The sequence below is a fragment of the Aureimonas sp. AU20 genome (genome assembly GCF_001442755.1).
Taxonomy (GTDB): domain Bacteria; phylum Pseudomonadota; class Alphaproteobacteria; order Rhizobiales; family Rhizobiaceae; genus Aureimonas.
Genome location: NZ_CP006367.1, coordinates 2379339 through 2395415, shown reverse-complemented (window position 1 = coordinate 2395415; position 16077 = coordinate 2379339). Strand labels below are relative to the sequence as shown.

The following is a 16077-nucleotide window of genomic DNA, read 5'->3' as shown; positions in this document are numbered from 1 at the left end:
CGACAGGACCGCCGTCAGGCGGCGAGATAGCGCTGCATACGCTGACGAGCCGTGGTGCGCTGCGCGTCCTTCGACAGGCGCTCCAGAAGTTCGGTGAGGTCCTTCTGGTCGGCAGTTGCCTCCCGGCGTTGATGGCCGAGCAGCCTTTGCATCACAGAAGCCGTGACGTCGGCCGAGTCGAGATCGTCGATCATCGAGGCATCCTTCCAGACGCGTGTCGCGGCCAGGAGCAGCGGCACGACGACGGGCGGCAGTCCGGCCTTGGCGGCCAGCGCGGCGAAGGAGGGCTGGCGCGCCTCTGCGATGATGGCGCGCACGCGCGGCTCGGGATAGCCGGTCAGCCGCGCCAGGGCGGCGGAGAAGAGATCGATCCGCCCGGCGCAGACCGCTTTAAGCAGCAAGGCTGTGTTTAGGGCGCCGTCGGAGCGCAGATGCTCTACGAAGGCCTCGAGCCCCTCGGCCGACACTTTGTCGACGATCGCGGTCAAGGCGCGCTCCTGCAACTCTTCGCGCAGGCGCTCGCTCCGGGTCTCCCCCAGCACGGCGGCGAGGAAGGGCGAGCGGCCCAATTGCTCGGCGACGGCGTGGACGAGGCGATGGCGCATGTCGGACGGCAGGTCGTCGCGTTCCAGAAGCGCCCCGCGCACCCGCCCATCGCCGCCGAACGTCGTTGCAAGCTGACGAAGCGTCTCGACAGTCATCTCGGCGTGTCTGTTGCCGGCCAGCGCCAAGGCCGCATCCGGGTCCTCCAGCGCGGCGATGGCATGGCAGGCGTCAGACGGCAGGTGGGGCCGCCGCGCGATGGCGGCGCGAACAGGGCCGCTCGCGTCCATTGCAAGCTCTGTAAGATCCGACCCGGTCAGGAGCGGCGAGCGCGAGACGACGAGCAGTGCGATCTCGTTCACATCCCGCGCGAGCCCCAAGACGAGCTGGCGCGACACGCGATCCGACGAAGCGACGAGATTGGCGATCGTGCGTCGGACGAGGGGCGAAACGTCCTCCAGCGCATAGAGAAGCGCCGCTTCCGCCTCGCGCGTTTCCTTCGGCAGAAACTTGCGGTGGATCACCGCTTCGGCCAGCATAGCCACACCCGCGCAACGCTCCACCGTGTTGGCGGTCTCACACCATTTGACGAAGTGATGAGCGAGCATGGGAATCGGCCTCGAACGTAAGGGCATGTGCCCTATTCCTGCCCGCCAATCCTTTAAGAAGCGTTTACCACGTTTAAGAACCCCTTGCTAAGCTTGGGGGTCGAGGTCGCTGGCGTCGGGACGTTTGGGCCGGTTCATCGAAAAGACCTCGCGTGTCACGGCATAGTCGAGATAACCGAGGCGCGTCAGCGGCTGCGCCAGATCCATCGCGATCATCCCGTCGCGTAGGATGCGCTCGTCGATATGGATGCCCACCACCTGCCCGATCACCATGACGGCCGAAGGCGACGGGCCGTCGATCCCCATGGGTCGGAAGGACTGGGTGACCTTGCATTCCAGTGCGGCCGGCGACTCCGCCACGCGCGGAGCGGCGACGAGGCGGCATGGCGCTTCGGTGAGCCCGGCGATGGCAAACTCGCTGACGCCGCGCGGGGCCGGTGCGGAGGAGCGATTGAGCGCTTCCGCCAAATCGAACGTGGCGAGGTTCACGACGAACTCGCCGCTTTCGATGGCGAAGCTTGCCGAGTCCTTCATGCCGGACGAGCAGAACATGACGAGCTTGGGATCGTCCGCGATCGCGTTGAAGAAACTGTAGGGTGCGAGATTCACCGCGCCCTCCTTCGACCGGGTCGAGATCCAGCCGATCGGTCGCGGCGCGACGATGGCCTTGAACGGATCGTGGGGCAGGCCGTGCCGGTTCGCCGCTGTCTCGTAGAACATCACGCGCCAGTCGGAACCGCCGCCTCCGAAACCACAGCGGAAAGCTCCGGCCGTGGCCGGTCGCTCGGCCGTTCGGCCGGCGTGCCGATGTAGACGAAGCCGACGACCTTTTCGTCGGGAGCGATGCCCATCAGAGCCTTGGCCTCCTCGTCATAGGCCACCCATTCGGTGATCCAGTTCGCGCCATAGCCGCGCGCATGGGCGGCGTGAATGAGGTTCATCGTGGCCGCGCCCGCCGACAGCACCTGCTCCCATTCGGGAATCTTGAAATGCGGCTTTGCGGTCGAGACGACACCGACCACCAGCGGTGCGCGGGTGAAGCGCGCTTCCTCGTAGGTCCGGCGTCCTTCGCTCAGAGCCTGTCCCTCGCGCCGCTCCGCGAGATCGGCAAGCCGGGCGCCGATCGCCAGCGCCGCCTCGCCGCGAAACAGGATGAACCGCCAGGGCGCCAGCTTGCCGTGGTCGGGAACGCGGGTCGCCTCCGTTAACATCTCGGTGAGTTCGGCGCCTTCCGGTGCCGGCGCGACAAGCGCGGGAATGGGAACGGAGCGGCGGGTCGCAAGCAGGGTCTTCGCGTCGATCACGGATTCGGGTCCTCGTGGTTGCCGCATGAGAGCTAAGAAAATTCCCGCCGTTTGCAAACCGGATTGCGGATCGAACCATGCGCTGTCGCCAATTGGCCTTGAAATGGTCTATGCCTTGCCGTTCAAGACGGCACTTCTGAAATGCAAAAAGGGGAGATGGACCATGCGCCCGATCGTGGGGATCGTCTCGACCTGCCTCCTGTCTTTGATCGCGATTCCCGCTTCCGCCCAGCAGTCCCCCCCTCCCGGCGGCGGGCATGACGCGCTGGAGGCACCCGGCGCCTATGCCTCGCCGTCCGCAATTCCGCAGGATCCAGCCGCAGTCGATCTCGGCATTCCCTCCGCGCGCGGGCTGAAGCGCCTGGATCCGATCGCCCTTCCCGAGCCCGTGCCCAAGATCCAGGGCCCGGACCTGAAGCTGCCCGCCATTCCCGCTTTCGCGCCGCAGCCCCAGCCTCATCTCGACATCGCACGCCCGCCCAACGCGCTGACGCTGCGCGCGACCCTCGGCAAAGACGGGCCAGCCATCCCGTCCGACCTCGTCTGGCGCCTCTTCGCGCCGGCGCCCGGCGGCGATGGAAAGCTGCCGGTGATCGCGGTGGCTAAGGGCGGCGAGGCTGTGTTCGACGTGCCGCCAGGGGCCTATCTCCTGCATGTCGGCTATGGCCGCGCGGGCATGACGAAGCGGATCGACTTCAATGGGCGCGAGACCCACGAGACCGTGGCGATCGACGCGGGCGGCCTGCGGCTCGTCGCCAAGGCGTCCGACACGGCCAGCCTACCGAAGGAGCGCGTTCACTTCGATATTTTCAGCGAGGCGACCGAGGAGCGTGATCGCCGGCTCGTGGCCTCCGACGTGCCGCCCGGTGTCGTGGTCCGGCTGAACTCCGGCAATTACCACGTCGTCTCTCGTTATGGAGACGTGAACGCCGTGGCGCGAGCCGAGGTGCGCGTCGAGTCCGGTCGCATCACGGACGCGGTGATGAAGCAACGCGGCGCGCAGCTGACGATGAAGCTGGTGCGCGAGCATGGCGGCGAGGCGCTGGCCGACACGGCCTGGTCGATCACCTCGACGCAGGGCGACCTGATTCAGGAAAGCGTCGGCGCGTTTCCCTCCATGGTCCTTGCGGAGGGCGACTACGTGATCGTGGCTCGGAACAAGGAGCGCATCTTCCAGCGCCAGTTCCGCGTCGTCAGCGGCGAGGATGCCGATGTGGAAGTGCTGACCAGCGATCTGGTCGATCCCAATAGTCCGGATGTCGGCACGGGCGACTGACGCGCGACGAAAAAGGGCGGCGCCTGCGGGCCGCCCTTCGTTTGTCAGGCTGCCTGCGCGGCGGCCGTCGGCTTGAGATCGGGAGCTACGGCCTCGTCCAGAAGCAGCGCCTTGGCGGCGTCGAAGCTCATTGCCTCCTGATCGCGCGAGCCGAGACGGCGCAGGTTCACCGACCGCTCCTCCGCCTCGCGCTTTCCGCAGACGAGAATGACCGGGACCTTGGCCAGCGAGTGCTCGCGGACCTTGTAGTTGATCTTCTCGTTGCGAAGATCGCTCTCCACCCGCAGGCCCGCGGCCCGCAGATCGCGCACGACCTCGCTCGCATACTCGTCCGCCTCGGAGGTGATCGTCGCGACCACGACCTGCGTCGGCGCCATCCAAAGCGGGAAATGGCCGGCAAAATTCTCGATCAAGATGCCGAGGAACCGCTCCATCGAGCCGCATATGGCGCGATGGATCATGACCGGCGGGCGCTTGTCGGAGTTGGAGTCGATGTAGAAGGCGCCGAAGCGTTCGGGCAGGTTGAAATCCACCTGCGTCGTGCCGCACTGCCATTCGCGGCCGATCGCGTCCTTCAACGTGTACTCGAACTTCGGCCCGTAAAACGCGCCCTCGCCTTCGTTGATGCCCGTTTTGATCCGGCCGCCGGACTGCGATTCGATCGTATTCAGTACGTCGCGCATCACGGTCTCGGCGCGGTCCCACATCTCGTCCGTGCCGACGCGCTTCTCGGGGCGCGTCGAGAGCTTGACCATGATCTCCTCAAAACCGAAGTCGCGATAGACCGAGAGGATCAAGTCGTTGATCTTCAGGCACTCCGCTTCCATCTGCTCGTCGGTGCAGAAGATATGCGCGTCGTCCTGCGTGAAGCCACGAACGCGCATCAACCCGTGCATGGCGCCGGACGGCTCGTAGCGATGAACTGTGCCGAATTCGGCATAGCGGATCGGCAGTTCGCGGTAGGACTTCAAGCCATGCTTGAAGATCATGACATGTCCTGGGCAGTTCATGGGCTTGAGGGCAAAGACGCGCTTGTCCTCCGCCTCGTCGCCCGCCGACTGAACCTGGAACATGTTCTCACGATACCAGCCCCAGTGGCCCGACGTCTCCCAAAGCGACTTGTCGAGCACCTGCGGCGCGTTCACCTCGGCATAGTCGCCGCGCAGGCGGCGGCGCATATAGGCGACGAGGTCCTGAAACAGCGACCAGCCCTTCGGGTGCCAGAAGACGACACCCGGCCCTTCCTCCTGAAAGTGGAACAGGTCCATCTCGCGGCCGAGCCGGCGATGGTCGCGCTTCTCCGCCTCCTCAAGCATCGTGAGGTAGGATTTCAGCTCGTCCGCCGTGCGCCAAGCCGTGCCGTAGATGCGCGTCAGCATCGGATTGTTGGAATCGCCCCGCCAATAGGCGCCAGCCACTTTCATCAGCTTGAAGGCCTCGCCGATTTGGCCGGTCGAGGCCATGTGCGGGCCACGGCAGAGATCGAACCACTCGCCCTGGCGATAGATCTTGAGATCCTGGCCCTCGGGGATCGCGTCCACCAGCTGTACCTTGTAGGTCTCGCCCTTCTCGCCGAACACGCGGCGCGCCTCGTCGCGCGACCAGACCTCGCGCGTGAACGGCGCGTTGCGCCGAATAATCTCCAGCATCTTCTTTTCGATGACCGGCAGGTCGTCGGGCGTGAAGGGCGTCTCCTTGGCGAAGTCGTAGTAGAAGCCGTTCTCGATCACCGGACCGATCGTGACCTGTGTTCCCGGCCAAAGCTCCTGCACCGCCTCGGCCATGACATGGGCCGCGTCGTGGCGGATCAGCTCCAGCGCGCGATCGTCCTCGCGGGTGACGATTTCGAGGCGCCCGGCCCGGCCAACCGGCTCGGACAAGTCGCGCAGTTCGCCGTCGAGCGCGTAGGCGATGGCCTTCTTGGCGAGCGACTTCGAGATGCCGGCGGCGATAACCGCGCCAGTCGTCTCGGGCTCGTAGGTCCGCACGGAACCGTCGGGAAACGTGACGTCGATCATGTCTGTCCTTTCCGCTCACCCCCGCCTACCATGCGGGAAAGCTTTTCGATCGATGGACGCAGCCTCGATACGGGCTGCAAGGCCCCGGCTTCTAGGCGTGGGGCGGCAGGCGCGCAAGCGCCAAGCCTTATCTCCAGCTTGCGCCGAGCTTTGTCTGGCGGTGCCGCGCGGCGTTCAGTCGGGAACGGGGTCGTGCCCGGCGCAGCCGAACGGGCCGCAACGCGCGACGCGGCGCGTCGTCAGCCAGCCGCCGCGCCAGAGCCCGTGCCGGGCGATGGCCTCGAAGCCATATTCCGAACAGGTCGGGATATGGCGGCAATGACCGCCCACCAGCGGCGAGAAGACGATCTGATAAAGCCGGATGAAGCCGGTGCCGAACAGGCGGCCCGGCGTCCGGCGCCAGGGGCCGGCATAGTTGCGCCCGGCTGCGCTCACGCGGCGGCGCTCGCCTTGTTGGTCTTGTCCCCGCCCGCTTCGGCCTTCTCCAACGCGGCCTCCACCGCGTCGAAGGTCAGGAGCGTCGAGGCATGGCGGGCTTTGTGCTCGCGAACGGGTTCGAGATAGCGCATGTCGGCAAAGCGCCCTTCGGGCGGCGCGCCACCCTCCTTCAACATACGCGTCACGGTCTGGCGTAGCGCGCGCAACTCCTCCGCGCTCGCGCCGACGATGTGCCGGGCCATCATGGAGGACGAGGCTTGGCCGAGGGCGCAGGCGCGAACCTCGTGCGCGAAGTCCGAGACGAGACCGTTCGTGAGCTTTAGGTCCACGGTGACGGTGGAGCCGCAGAGCTTGGAATGGGCCGTCGCCGTCCCGTCCGGCGCGTCCAGCCGCCCTAGATGCGAGATATTGCCGGCGAATTCGAGGATTCGCTCATTGTAGAGATCGTCGATCATCGCCGCCCCGTGGAAGCACCGTTCCGGCCAAGGCACTTTCAACCGCGCCGGACAATCGACATATAGGAGCGCGAAAGGGCGATCGGAAGCCGCGCCGGGTTGCAAGGTATGTCTTTGCTTGACGCCCTTGATGCTTTGCAACATCAAGCGGTTCGACGTCGGCTTGGGTCATGGTGGTTTCGCAGCGAGGCGAAGCCGCGCCCGGGATCTTGAGTTCGGGATGAGATGATGGACGCGAGCGTCAGAAAGACCAGTCAGACCATGCAGCCGGACGAGACCAAGCGCCCGTCGCGGGAAGAGGCCGAGGCCGCCGTCGAGACGCTCCTGCGCTGGATCGGCGAAGACCCGTCGCGCGAGGGGCTGATCGACACGCCCCGCCGGGTGGTCAAGGCCTATGAGGAACTCTTCTCGGGCTACAATCAGGAACCGGCCGCCATTCTGAACCGCACCTTCGAGGAGGTTGCGGGCTATGACGACATGGTGCTCCTGAAGAACATCGACTTTACCTCCCATTGCGAGCACCACATGGTGCCGATCATCGGCAAGGCGCATGTCGCCTACCTGCCGAGCGGCGGCCGCGTGGTCGGCCTGTCCAAGATCCCGCGCATCATCGACGTCTATGCCCGGCGCCTGCAGACGCAGGAAGCGCTGACCGAGCAGATCGCCGGCGTCATCGACGGCGCCCTAAACGCGCGCGGCGTGGCGGTCATGCTGGAGGCCGAGCATATGTGCATGTCGATGCGTGGCATCCGCACCAAGGGCTCCACGACGCTCACCACCTCATTCTACGGCGCGTTCCGCGAGGACAAGAGCGAGCAGGCGCGGTTTCTCGCCATGGTTGGCGTGAAGTGACGTCGGCCGCTCCCTTCGCAACAGCCGCGAGCAAGACGGAGCTGGAGGAAGGCAGCGTTCTCGCGCCGCGCTTCGACGCGGCCGGGCTTGTCACCGCCGTCGTGACCGACGCTGCCTCGGGCGAATTGCTGATGGTGGCTCATATGAACGCCGAGGCGCTCGAGCTGACGCTTAAAACCGGGATCGCGCATTATTACAGCCGCTCTCGCCAGAGCCTTTGGAAGAAGGGCGAAACCTCCGGCGCCCTTCAGACCGTGCGTGAGGCGCGGGTCGACTGCGACCAGGACGCCATCTGGTTGAAGGTCGATGTCGCCAAGCCCGAGGACACCTGCCACACGGGCCGGACCACCTGCTTCTATCGTCGGATCGATCCTTCAAACGGTCATCCTGCTTTGATAGAGGTCGAACGGCGCGCTGCATCGCAGCATAGTTGACCATGTGTTAACCGCGCCGGTGAGGAAACCGGAAAGCGGTCGTCGGGTAAGCTCTCGATCTAAGCCGAACGACGATGGGAGAGCCGGTGGATGCTCGATCTGGTTTTCAGGCGAAATTCTCATTCGTCCGGCTCCGGCCGAGACGAGGTGAACCATCGCGAAGAAAAGCCGACGCCCTCGGTCAAGCGCGGGGTCGCCCTGGCGCTTGGCGGCGGCGCGGCGCGCGGTTGGGCGCATATCGGCGTCATCCGCGCGCTGACTGAGGCCGACATTCCCATCACCATGATCGCGGGCACGTCGATCGGCGCTCTCGTGGGCGGCTGCTACCTTGCGGGCCGACTGGACGAGTTGGAGCAGTTCGCCCTGTCGCTCACGCGGCGCGGCATGATGCGCTTCTTCGATATTCGATGGGGCGGGGGCGGCTTGATCGGCGGCGCACGGCTGCATCGCCGCCTCGCAGCCGAGCTCTCCGATATGAGGATCGAGGATCTCAGCCGGCCGCTGGTTTGCGTCGCGACCGAGGCCCGCAGTGGTCATGAGGTCTGGCTGGATTCGGGTTCGCTGGTTCTGGCGATGCGCGCGTCCTACGCTCTGCCCGGCGTTTTCCCCTCGGTCGAATGCAACGGGCGCCGACTTCTCGACGGCGCGCTGGTCAATCCTGTGCCGGTCTCGGTCTGTCGTGCGCTGGAGGAGCCCCTGGTGGTGGCGGTGAACCTTCACTACGACCTGTTCGGCCGCGCCGCCGTGCTGCGCATGACCGCCGAAACCACCGCGCCCGACCGGACGAACGAGGCCAATCGCAACGATCCGCTGCTCGGCACTGACCCCAAGCCGCCTCGACAGCCGGACAGGATCGGCATCGGCCGCTCGGTGGTGGATGCGTTCAACATCATCCAGGACCGGATCTCCCGCTCGCGGCTGGCCGGCGATCCGCCGGACTACACCGTGCACCCGCGCGTTCGCGAGATCGGCCTGTCGGAATTCTTCCGCGCCCGCGAATGCATCGCCTTCGGTTACGAGGAGACGATGCGGGGAATGGCCGAGATCGAACGGCTCTGCCACTCCCTGCCGAATCGGTAGGTCGCTCTAACCCCCGGCGTGGATGTAGGTCTTGAGGTCTTCGGCCTCGCGCTCGGCGTCCTGAATTCGACGCTTCACGATATCGCCGATCGACACGATGCCGACGCAGCGCCCATCCCGCACCACGGGCAGATGGCGGAAGCGGCCTTGCGTCATCAGGCCCATCGCCTCGTCGATCGTCGCCTCTTCGGCTATCGTCACGAGGCTCCGGGTCATCACGTCGCCGACGCTGCGCGCCAGCGCGTTCGCGCCCTGCTCCGCCAGGAGGCGAACCACATCGCGCTCCGACACAATCCCCAGCAGCCGATTGTCCGCGTCGAGCGCCAGAAGCGCGCCGATCCGGCGCGTGTGAAGCGCCTCGATCACATCCGCCACGGACTGCGCGGGATCGACCGTCGCGACGTCCCGCCCCTTGCTCTCGAGAATGAGTTGCACCGTCATCAGGACCTCCCTTCCTTAGACGACGCATCGTGGAGGCAGAATCGGTGGCGCGCAAGCTCTACCGCGACGGAACCCTCAGATGGCCTCGATCGGCTTTTGCCGGCGCGGATCGAAGAAGGCGAAACACAGGAAGCCGAACAGGAAGCCGCCGACATGCGCTTCCCAGGCGATGCCCCCCCCTTCGCCGAAGATCGCCGCGCCGCCCGAACCAAGCAGCAGGTTGGTGCCGAAGAAGATGAGGATGAAGAACAGGATCGTCCGGTCCGACAGGCTGGCGCCGATGCTCATCAAGGGCGCATGTGCGACCTCGCCCGATGTCAGCCGGCCCATAGCGCCCAAGGCGAAACGCGCCGCGCCGCCCATCAGGGCGGACACGACCCCGGATGCTCCGATCATCGGCTGAACCAGTGTCGGGTTGAGAAGGTAGAAAAATCCGGCCCCCGCTAGCGCGCCCACTGCGGAAAAGCCGAGAAAGCGCAGCCCGCCCAGCCGCCGCGCAACAGGCGTGCCGAAGGCCAGCAGCCAGACGGCGTTGGTGGCGAAATGCGTCCAGTCCCCATGCAGGAAAGCGTGGCCGACCGGCGAGACCCAGCCCGCCCACGCCTCGCGCAACTGGCACACGGGATCGAGATCGCGATAGCAGCCGGGGATGAGTGCGAAGTTCAGAAGGGTCCAAACGTCCTCGTCCTGCGAGAGGACGCTGGTGCGCAGCCAATGTGTCGCGCCGAAGATCGCGATCAGAGCCAGCACCACCGCCGGAACGTTGATGGGCGCAACGGGGCGTGGCGGGCGGCTGTCGCCGTGCATCGAGGCTGGATCGAGAGACACGCGACACTCCTTCTATCGGCGCTTGTTCTAACGCGCGCCCGGATGAAGGCAAATGCCCGGGGCTGCAAGGCACGGCCAACGCGCCATGCCGGAATTCCATTGCGTGAGCGGCTTTCCGATTGCGGCAGGCCAAGGAGCGTGGACCAGACCGAGCGATATCGGCGCCGGGTCGAACGGGCTCTTAACGCTTTCTGGTTAGGCTTCCTTCACCACGCTGATACAATGGCCTCGATCACCCATGCTGAGCCCCCTGCCCGCGATCCCGCTCGTTTCGGAAGACCGTCGCCACTTCAAGCGGGTGAAGGTCGATCTCCTCGGCCGCTTCATGCGGGAGAGTCACGAAGAGTATCCCTGCCGCATCGACAATGTGAGTCCGGGCGGCATCGCGGTGATCTCGGCCGTCGAGCCGCGCTCGAACGAGCGGATCATTCTTTATGCCGACCATATCGGCCGCATCGAGGGATCGGTCGTGAGGGCGTTTGCGGGCGGCTTCGCGTTGCAGATCCAGGCGACCGATCGCAAGCGCGAGAAGCTCGCGGCGCAGCTGACCTGGCTCGCCAACCGCCATGAACTCTCGCTGCCGGAAGATCGTCGTCACGAGCGCATCCAGCCGCGCAACCCCATCATCGAGATGGTGCTGGAAGACGGGCGCCGGTATCAGGTGCGCATCATCGACTTGTCGCTGTCCGGCGCTGCCATCGCCTGCGCGGTTCGCCCGGCCAACGGCTCGAAGGTGACGCTCGGCACGATGCAGGGGCGCGTCGTCCGTCAGCTCGAAGACGGTTTGGCCATCGAGTTCTCGACGCTCCAGACGGCGGAAACGCTCAACGAATCCTTCCGCTGACGCCCGGCGTTCGACGGCCTGGACCGGCTCGTCGGGTCCGCTTTTCGGATCACGAATACCCGTCGATGGTCCAAAATCGCATTCGCTTGTGGAAAACTGGAAAAAGGGACGTGGCGCTGTTCGGCCGTTTCTTAAGCCCAGAAGCCTGACCCGATGCGGACGGCTCGCGCGCACCGGTTAGCCCGCGTGCCATGCGCAGCGCCCACCCGTTCAGAGGTGTTAACGCGCAACCCGATCAATCGTTAACGCCGGACGGGCGAAGCCCCAGCGGGGCGACGGATGACTACGAGCTCGTCTTCACCTTCGTGACCGCAAGGCTTTATCCCTAGCGAAGGTTGAATGCAGCCAAGAAAAATTTAATACCGTTCTCTATTTTTCGAATTGGCTGAATTCTTACTTTCCGGCCGCTCGAACGAGTAAAATTCGCAGATTCCACTTTCGTATTCCGTCAATCCGAACTGCGATGGTCGTCCCAAGTTCTTGGGAGGTCCGCCGTGTTCACCTCGTTTCGTCGTCTTCTCGCCCTGCCGCTCGTGGTCGCAGCGATGTTCGCATCCCTGCCTTCCGCAGAAGCCGCTATGGTGACGCGTGGTGCGACGTCTCAGCCGGTCGGCCATTTCGACTTCTGCAAGACCTACCCGGCCGAGTGCGGCCGCAACGCCGACGTCCGGCCGATCCGCCTGACGGACCGGGCCTGGGCGACGATCGTCGAAATCAACGCGGCGGTGAACAACGGCATCACCGCTCGCACGGATCAGGAAATCTACGGGGTGCCGGAACGCTGGGCCTATCCGACCACGGAAGGCGATTGCGAGGACTTTGCGCTCTTGAAGCAGTACATGCTGGAGCGAGAGGGCTTTCCACGGTCGGCGCTGCTGATGACGGTGGTGCGCCAGCGTAATGGCGAAGGCCATGCCGTGCTGACGCTGCGCACGGATCGCGGCGACATGGTGCTCGACAATCTCGACCAGCGTGTCCTCGACTGGACGCTGACGCCCTACCAGTATCTCAAGCGCCAGGCCGAGCAGGACTCGTCCAAGTGGGTTTCGATCGACGACGGCCGCGACATGCTGGTCGGCAGCGTGCGCTAGAAGTTCGGAGGTCCGAAAACAAAGGCCGGCTTCGAAGCCGGCCTTTGGTCGTTTAGTCGAGGTCGATGTCGAGGATCGTCATCGTGAAGTGATAGGACAGTTCACCCTCGTCCGTGTCCTTGCCGAGCGTCCCCACGAACTCGTCGTCGAGATAGACTTCGGCCGTGTCGTTCCGCTTCGGCATCGGGCGTACCTTCAAGTCGACGCCTTTGAAGGTGCGCTTGAAGAAGGCTTCGAGTTTGCGGATTTCGTCTGGTTTCAAGTCGAGGGCTCCTTGAGAAGCTTGGCCGGCGGCGGGATCGGCCGAGCCTGGCTGGTGTGGGCCATGCGGCCGTTGCGGGACTCGCGTGGATCGAGAGATCAATCCCCGCGGCTGAAACTCTGATCCATGGCGCTGGCAGGCTCCGCGCAGCCCGAGGTGCCGACGATCTTGGCGGGAATGCCGGCGACCGTGGAATTGGGCGGTACGTCCTTGAGAACGACCGAGCCCGACGCGATCTTCGAGCAGGCGCCGACATGGATGTTGCCGAGGATTTTCGCGCCCGCCCCGATCAGCACGCCGGAGCCGATCTTGGGATGGCGGTCGCCGAACTCCTTGCCCGTCCCGCCGAGAGTGACGTCCTGAAGGATTGAGACATTGTCGCCGACCGCCGCAGTCATTCCGACCACGAGGCCGGTCGCGTGGTCGAGGAAGATGCCCTTGCCCATGCGCGCGGCCGGGTGGATATCGGTCTGAAAGACCGAGGAAGATTGAGACTGAAGGTAAAGCGCGAAATCCGCCCGGCCCGCATTCCAAAGCCAGTGCGCGAGACGATGCGTCTGGATCGCCTGAAAGCCTTTGAAGAACAGAAGCGGCTCGATATAGCGCTCGCAGGCGGGGTCGCGGTCGAACACGGCTTGCAGGTCCGTGCGCACCTGGCCGGCCCAATCGGAACTGGCCACTGCCATATCGGCGAAGCCCTGCTCGATATGGGAGGCCGGCACGTTGGGATGGTCGAGCCGCTGCGCGACGCGGTGGGCGACGGCGGTCTCCAGCGAGCGCTGGTTCAGGACCGCCGCGTAAAGGAAACCGCTGAGCGCCGGCTCGCGCTCGGCTGCGCGATGCGCTTCCTCTCGCATGCGAGCCCAGATCGGATCGACCGAGTGAAGACGATCCGCAAAGCTAGCGGGAATCACAGTCATCGTCCTGTCGCTTTCGTCTCGTGTTCGTCGCGGCATATGAGCCGACCGGCCTGCTTCGAAGGCCAATCTGCTTCGAAGGTAAGTCGGCGCCGCGCCGTTGCCAGCGCTTGGGCTTAACCTAAATCGGCGCAGGTTCCAACGCGCGCCCTTCAGCGCGCGATCAGCGCCCGGTGGACATCCAGAAATTCCAGAACCTTTGCCTTGAACAAGCGGTCCCCCACCGCCAGCATATGGTCGCGGCCGGGAATGTCGAAGGCCACGCCCTCCGGAAGAAGCGCCGCCAGGGCCTCGGGCGAACCGGCGATGTCGTCCTTCGTCCCGACCCCGATCAGCACCGGCTGTCGAAGTTGCCGTACCTCGTCGGCCGTCAGTTCCTTGCGGGACGTCTCGATGCAGGCGGCGAGCGCCAGCCGGTCGCTACGGGTTCGGTCGGCGAAGGCGCGGAACATCCGGCCGCGCTCGTGCGACACGTCGTCGAGCGAGGGAGCGAGCAGCGCTTCGGCGATCGGGTCCCAGTCGCCCACGCCGTCCACCAGACCTGATCCAAGCCCGCCGAAAACAAGGAGCGGAAATCGGTCGGGATAGCGAAGTCCGGCGAAGGCCGAAACGCGAGCGCCCATGGAATAGCCGAAGAGAGCGGCCGTCGGAATCTTCAGATGGTCGGCCAGCGCCAACACGTCGCTCGCCAGGGCTTCCGGCGTATAAGCCGAACCCTCGCGCGGCTTGTCGCTCTGCCCGTGACCGCGATGGTCGAAGGCCACTGCCCGGTATCCCGCGTCGGTCAGTGCCTTGACCCAACCCGGGTCCACCCAGTTCACGCGAAGACTGGAGGCAAAGCCGTGCACGAGGAAAATCGCTGGGGCATCCCGGTCTCCCTCGTCGATGAAATGAAGGCGATAGCCACCATTCTCGAACTCAGCCATCTCAGCCCTCTTGTCGTGTTCGGCGCGAGCGGGATTATCGCGATCCGAGCCGCGCGACCACCCTGTTCTTTTTCGGCAAAGGCGATTAAAGTCCGCGCCAAATCAGACGAGGGTCGAACGGAGAGCTTCATGGCCGGTTATGGCACGCCCCATTTCCAGAACAGCGGCGGGTATGACGTGATCGAGATCGGCGTCGCGGAATTCATGTGCGTCGGCGCCGATGCGCCTTTCGACCACCCGCATGTCTATCTCGACATGGGCGATGAGGGGGAGAAGGTCTGCCCGTACTGCTCGACGCTTTATCGCTACAATCCGGCCCTGAAGCGCGACGAAACGCTGCCCGTCGGTTGCGCCTATCACGACAAGGCCGCTTGACGGCTTTCCAGTGAACACACCGGACCGGGACGACCGGCCGCTTCTGATCGTGGGTGCCGGCATAGCCGGCCTCGCCTCTGCTCTCGCATTCTCCAAGGCCGGGTTTCGTTCGGTGGTCTGCGAGCGGTCGGATCGACTGGACCCGGTCGGCGCTGGCCTGCAGCTTTCCGCCAATGCGCTGAGCGTTCTCGATCGCTTGGGCGTTCTCGCCTCGCTTCGCGAGAACGCCTTCGCTGCGCGCACTGTCGCGCTGAGGGACGGCGCGTCGGATCGTCTGCTCGCGCGTGTTCCCGTCGAATCCGGGGCGGATGGCTATCTCGCTGTGCATCGCGCCGATCTTCAATCCGTTCTTCTGGAAGCGGTTCAGGTCGATCCCCGTATTGAGCTACGCCTCGGCCGGAGCTTGAAGGCGGTCGAAACCAGACCGAGCGGCGTGCGGGCGAGCTTCGCGCGTTCGGCTGGTTCAAGCGAGACCATCGATACCTTGCTTCTGGTGGGGGCCGACGGCGTCCATTCCGCGACCGCCGGACTTCTGTCCTGCCCCCCGCCGACCGACGGCGGCCTTGTCGCACACCGTTTCTCTCTCAACGATGCGCCGGGGGATGAGATCGAGGCTTGGCTTTCGCCCCGCTCGCACGCTGTTTCCTATCCCATGCGCCGCTCGGGCGAGCGCAATCTGGTTCTGGTGGAGCGGCAAGGCGGCAAACAGGCGCCCTCGGGTGACGGCTGGAACCCGCGCCTTGCCGGCTTCATCCGCCATGGCACCTATCTCGGTCGCTGGCCGCTGCTGACGGTGAACCCCGACGAACGCATGCGCGCCTTCGGCCGCGTCGTCCTCGTCGGGGATGCCGCGCATGCCATGTTCCCCTTCGCCGCCCAGGGCGCGGCGATGGCGCTGGAAGACGCCTGGGTGCTCGCCGCTTCGCTGGCGACGCAAGCCGACATGGACCGGGCGATCGGCGCCTATCTCGACGCACGGCGGCCGCGCATCGAGCGCGTGTTGAAGCGGGTGCGCTTCCACCGCTTCGTCTATCACCTGGGTTGGCCCGCGAGCCTTGCGCGCAACGCCGCGATGGCGCTGCGGTCCGAGCGAGCCATGCGCGGAGATTTGGCATGGCTCTACGACTGGCGCGCGGCGCCGCTGGCTTAATGGCCGGTCTCGCAGAGAAGCCGGCCTCTGTCGCGACGGCGACGCTTCGGCGATCACGCAAGCGCGAGGTCGCGGCCCCGGCCAGACCCGAGCATTCCCTTCATCCCGCTCCGACCTACCTGCTTTCCTCTGTGTCTCGCCCATCAAATGGCGATGCGGCTCGGTGCGTTTCCTCTCGGAGGCTGCCGACCGCCACGGTCTGCAAGGGACAGATGGAAAGGTATGACATGCCGAA

General features: G+C 65.3%; 18 protein-coding genes and 1 pseudogene. 8 read left to right on the top strand and 11 right to left on the bottom strand.

Annotation, left to right across the window (positions count from 1 at the left end; genetic code table 11):
• Window positions 1-14: 14 nt before the first annotated feature.
• From M673_RS10635 to M673_RS10625, 3 genes are all read right to left on the bottom strand, one after another.
• Window positions 15-1151, bottom strand: a complete 1137-nt coding sequence (locus M673_RS10635; RefSeq protein WP_187301250.1) for a DUF2336 domain-containing protein — start codon at window positions 1149-1151, stop codon at window positions 15-17.
• A gap of 87 nt (window positions 1152-1238) precedes the next feature.
• Complete coding sequence (locus tag M673_RS10630) at window positions 1239-1871, bottom strand: flavin reductase family protein (protein ID WP_061976047.1); 633 nt, start codon at window positions 1869-1871, stop codon at window positions 1239-1241.
• Entirely contained in the window at window positions 1871-2455 is a 585-nt protein-coding gene (locus M673_RS10625; protein ID WP_244493148.1) for a nitroreductase family protein, read from the bottom strand. The genes M673_RS10630 and M673_RS10625 overlap by 1 nt, the downstream gene beginning before the upstream one ends.
• Before the next feature lie 163 nt (window positions 2456-2618).
• Here M673_RS10625 and M673_RS10620 point away from each other — a divergent pair, with 163 nt between their 5' ends.
• On the top strand, window positions 2619-3731 hold the full coding sequence (locus M673_RS10620) for a hypothetical protein (RefSeq protein ID WP_244493147.1): 1113 nt from the start codon (window positions 2619-2621) through the stop codon (window positions 3729-3731).
• 44 nt (window positions 3732-3775) lie between these two features.
• Here M673_RS10620 and thrS read toward each other — a convergent pair whose 3' ends face one another.
• From thrS to M673_RS10605, 3 genes and pseudogenes are all read right to left on the bottom strand, one after another.
• On the bottom strand, window positions 3776-5749 hold the full coding sequence (thrS, locus tag M673_RS10615; protein WP_061976044.1) for a threonine--tRNA ligase: 1974 nt from the start codon (window positions 5747-5749) through the stop codon (window positions 3776-3778).
• A gap of 177 nt (window positions 5750-5926) precedes the next feature.
• A pseudogene (gene yidD / locus M673_RS10610) lies at window positions 5927-6184 on the bottom strand (membrane protein insertion efficiency factor YidD); the annotation flags it as partial.
• A complete protein-coding gene (locus tag M673_RS10605) occupies window positions 6181-6642 on the bottom strand; it encodes an iron-sulfur cluster assembly scaffold protein (protein WP_061976042.1) in 462 nt (153 codons plus the stop codon). The pseudogene yidD and the gene M673_RS10605, both read right to left, overlap by 4 nt.
• 228 nt (window positions 6643-6870) lie before the next feature.
• Between M673_RS10605 and folE the strand changes: the two genes are divergently transcribed.
• The 3 genes from folE to M673_RS10590 all read left to right on the top strand — a co-directional run bounded on the left by folE (window position 6871) and on the right by M673_RS10590 (window position 9008).
• On the top strand, window positions 6871-7494 hold the full coding sequence (gene folE, locus M673_RS10600) for a GTP cyclohydrolase I FolE (protein ID WP_061977784.1): 624 nt from the start codon (window positions 6871-6873) through the stop codon (window positions 7492-7494).
• Window positions 7491-7928 carry a phosphoribosyl-AMP cyclohydrolase gene (hisI, locus tag M673_RS10595; protein WP_061976041.1) on the top strand — a complete coding sequence of 146 codons (438 nt, stop codon included), beginning with the start codon at window positions 7491-7493 and terminating at the stop codon, window positions 7926-7928. Before folE ends, hisI begins: the two co-directional genes overlap by 4 nt.
• Before the next feature lie 90 nt (window positions 7929-8018).
• On the top strand, window positions 8019-9008 hold the full coding sequence (locus M673_RS10590) for a patatin-like phospholipase family protein (RefSeq protein WP_061976040.1): 990 nt from the start codon (window positions 8019-8021) through the stop codon (window positions 9006-9008).
• 6 nt (window positions 9009-9014) lie between these two features.
• On the opposite strand, the gene M673_RS10585 is transcribed toward M673_RS10590, so the two are convergent.
• Window positions 9015-9449 carry a CBS domain-containing protein gene (locus tag M673_RS10585; protein ID WP_061976038.1) on the bottom strand — a complete coding sequence of 145 codons (435 nt, stop codon included), beginning with the start codon at window positions 9447-9449 and terminating at the stop codon, window positions 9015-9017.
• 75 nt (window positions 9450-9524) lie between these two features.
• A complete protein-coding gene (locus tag M673_RS10580; protein WP_061976036.1) occupies window positions 9525-10277 on the bottom strand; it encodes a rhomboid family intramembrane serine protease in 753 nt (250 codons plus the stop codon).
• A gap of 238 nt (window positions 10278-10515) precedes the next feature.
• Here M673_RS10580 and M673_RS10575 point away from each other — a divergent pair, with 238 nt between their 5' ends.
• Together M673_RS10575 and M673_RS10570 are read left to right on the top strand one after the other, a co-directional pair.
• Window positions 10516-11121: a PilZ domain-containing protein gene (locus M673_RS10575; RefSeq protein WP_061976034.1), complete on the top strand. Its 606-nt coding sequence runs from the start codon at window positions 10516-10518 to the stop codon at window positions 11119-11121.
• A 545-nt stretch (window positions 11122-11666) separates the two neighbouring features.
• Window positions 11667-12212: a transglutaminase-like cysteine peptidase gene (locus M673_RS10570; protein WP_061977783.1), complete on the top strand. Its 546-nt coding sequence runs from the start codon at window positions 11667-11669 to the stop codon at window positions 12210-12212.
• Between the two features lie 52 nt (window positions 12213-12264).
• Here M673_RS10570 and M673_RS10565 read toward each other — a convergent pair whose 3' ends face one another.
• From M673_RS10565 to M673_RS10555, 3 genes are all read right to left on the bottom strand, one after another.
• The gene (locus M673_RS10565; RefSeq protein WP_061976032.1) at window positions 12265-12474 is read right to left on the bottom strand and encodes a DUF3126 family protein; all 210 of its coding nucleotides are present in this window, start codon (window positions 12472-12474) and stop codon (window positions 12265-12267) included.
• A 98-nt stretch (window positions 12475-12572) separates the two neighbouring features.
• Window positions 12573-13394 (bottom strand): serine O-acetyltransferase, encoded by an 822-nt coding sequence (gene cysE, locus M673_RS10560; RefSeq protein WP_061976030.1) that lies wholly within the window; start codon window positions 13392-13394, stop codon window positions 12573-12575.
• Between the two features lie 149 nt (window positions 13395-13543).
• Window positions 13544-14317: an alpha/beta fold hydrolase gene (locus M673_RS10555; protein WP_061976028.1), complete on the bottom strand. Its 774-nt coding sequence runs from the start codon at window positions 14315-14317 to the stop codon at window positions 13544-13546.
• 129 nt (window positions 14318-14446) lie between these two features.
• Here M673_RS10555 and M673_RS10550 point away from each other — a divergent pair, with 129 nt between their 5' ends.
• Window positions 14447-14692, top strand: a complete 246-nt coding sequence (locus tag M673_RS10550; RefSeq protein WP_061976026.1) for a zinc-finger domain-containing protein — start codon at window positions 14447-14449, stop codon at window positions 14690-14692.
• A gap of 10 nt (window positions 14693-14702) precedes the next feature.
• Window positions 14703-15842, top strand: coding sequence for an FAD-dependent monooxygenase (locus M673_RS10545; RefSeq protein WP_061976024.1), 1140 nt, complete (start codon window positions 14703-14705; stop codon window positions 15840-15842).
• The last annotated feature ends 235 nt before the right edge of the window (window positions 15843-16077 follow it).